We start from the raw sequence: 2,315 nt of genomic DNA on the forward strand, positions 1-2,315 counted from the left end.
TGTCGACCTTTAAATGGGTTCATGTCTGCTCCTTCAACTAAACAGTGGCATCAGTTTACCATCGCCAGATCTTTGCAACAGTGCCATACGGAGTCCGCGACGTGTCTTACAATGTTATACTTCACAAGCCGACTCTTCGCTCTCAGCCTGTCGGGCTGAACCGGGCAACGGTCGATGATTTCTTGCTATAGGATGCTCCTGTAGCTGCTGGCTGTTTTGCTTCTATTACTATTACAACTTGAGGTTCGTGATGTCTGACGACATGAAGAATATTAAGGGTTCGTCAGCTGGCGAACAGGGTATACTCCCCTCAATGCAGGAGGTAGCAATGAGCGATCAAGATGCCAAATGCCGCATGCTGAGCACTTACAATATTGCTTGGTGGGGCAATAACTACTACGACGTAAACGAGCTGGGCCATATCAGCGTCTGCCCGGATCCGGATGTGCCGGAAGCGCGCGTCGATCTCGCTAAGCTGGTGAAAGAGCGAGAAGCCGAGGGTCAGCGTTTGCCAGCCCTGTTCTGCTTCCCACAAATTCTGCAGCACCGCCTGCGTTCGATTAACGCCGCGTTTAAACGCGCGCGCGAGTCTTACGGCTATCGCGGTGACTACTTCTTGGTTTACCCGATTAAGGTTAACCAGCATAAGCGCGTTATCGAATCGCTAATCAACTCCGGCGAGCCGCTGGGTCTAGAAGCCGGTTCCAAAGCCGAGCTGATGGCCGTGCTGGCCCATGCGGGCATGACGCGTTCGGTGATCGTCTGTAATGGCTATAAAGACCGTGAATATATCCGCCTCGCGCTGATCGGCGAAAAGATGGGCCACAAGGTTTATCTGGTGCTGGAAAAAATGACCGAGGTGAAACTGGTTCTCGAAGAGGCCGAACGCCTGAATGTGGTGCCGCGCCTCGGTATCCGTGCGCGCCTAGCATCGCAGGGTTCCGGTAAATGGCAGTCGAGCGGCGGGGAGAAATCTAAGTTTGGCCTCTCTGCCACTCAGGTACTAAAGCTGGTGGAGATTATGCGCGAAGCGGGTCGTATGGAGAGCCTGCAGCTGCTGCACTTCCACCTCGGTTCGCAGATGGCCAATATCCGCGATATCGCCACCGGCGTGCGCGAGTCGGCGCGTTTCTACGTTGAACTGGCGAAGCTCGGCGTTAATATCCAGTGCTTTGACGTGGGCGGCGGTCTGGGCGTTGACTATGAAGGCACTCGTTCGCAGAGCGACTGCTCGGTCAACTACGGCCTGAACGAATATGCCAACAATGTTATCTGGGCGATTGGCGATGCCTGTGAAGAGCACGGTCTGCCGCATCCAACGGTGATTACTGAGTCAGGCCGCGCCGTGACTGCGCACCACACCGTGCTGGTTTCCAACATCATCGGTGTGGAACGCAACGAGTTCAGCGAGCCTCAGCCGCCGCTGGCTGATTCCCCGCGCCCGATTGTCAGCATGTGGGATACCTGGCAAGAGATGCACGAGCCGAATAACCGCCGCTCGCTGCGCGAATGGCTGCACGACAGCCAGATGGACCTGTTTGACATCCATACCGGTTACTCGCAGGGGACTTACGATCTGACCCAGCGCGCCTGGGCGGAGCAGCTCTATCTCAGCATCTGTCACTATATTCAGCAGCATCTGGATCCGAGCAACCGCGCGCACCGTCCAATTATTGACGAACTGCAGGAGCGCATGGCGGATAAGATTTACGTCAACTTCTCACTGTTCCAGTCGATGCCGGATGCATGGGGTATTGACCAGCTATTCCCGGTGATGCCGCTGGAAGGCCTGAACCAAGTACCGAAGCGCCGTGCGGTGCTGCTGGACATTACCTGTGACTCGGATGGCACCATCGATCACTACGTCGACGGCGACGGTATTGCCACCACCATGCCGATGCCGCAGTACGATATCAATAACCCACCGATACTGGGCTTCTTTATGGTCGGGGCGTATCAGGAGATCCTCGGCAACATGCATAACCTGTTCGGCGACACCGAAGCGGTCGACGTGTTTGCCTTCCCTGACGGCAGCGTGGAAGTACAGCTGTCCGACGAAGGGGATACCGTGGCGGACATGCTGAAATACGTGCAGCTTAACCCGGCCGAGCTGCTGACCCACTTCCGTAATCAGATCAAGCAGAGCGATCTGAATGAGGATCTGCGTGCGCAGTTCCTAGCGGAATTCGAAGCCGGGTTATATGGCTACACTTATCTGGAAGACGAATAATCTTCCGGCGCTGCGCGCGTTTGCTGGCGCGCAGCAAATTAAGAAGTCTCCAGCCAGGCACTCAGTGCGGCACTGTTGCAAAGAT

The 2,315-nt window shown here is 55.7% G+C and carries 1 protein-coding gene; it reads left to right on the forward strand.

Features of this window, described 5'->3' with window-relative positions:
• The first annotated feature begins 250 nt into the window (after positions 1–250).
• Positions 251–2,230, forward strand: coding sequence for a biosynthetic arginine decarboxylase (gene speA / locus BBW68_RS13040; protein WP_070135695.1), 1,980 nt, complete (start codon positions 251–253; stop codon positions 2,228–2,230).
• Positions 2,231–2,315: the final 85 nt, after the last annotated feature.

It is taken from the genome of Candidatus Erwinia dacicola (genome assembly GCF_001756855.1).
GTDB classification, from domain to species: domain Bacteria; phylum Pseudomonadota; class Gammaproteobacteria; order Enterobacterales; family Enterobacteriaceae; genus Erwinia; species Erwinia dacicola.

What these genes read in the sequence shown, in the direction of transcription:
- speA (WP_070135695.1), top strand. Translation starts at nt 251, where the DNA reads ATGTCTGACGACATGAAGAATATTAAGGGTTCGTCAGCTGGCGAACAG.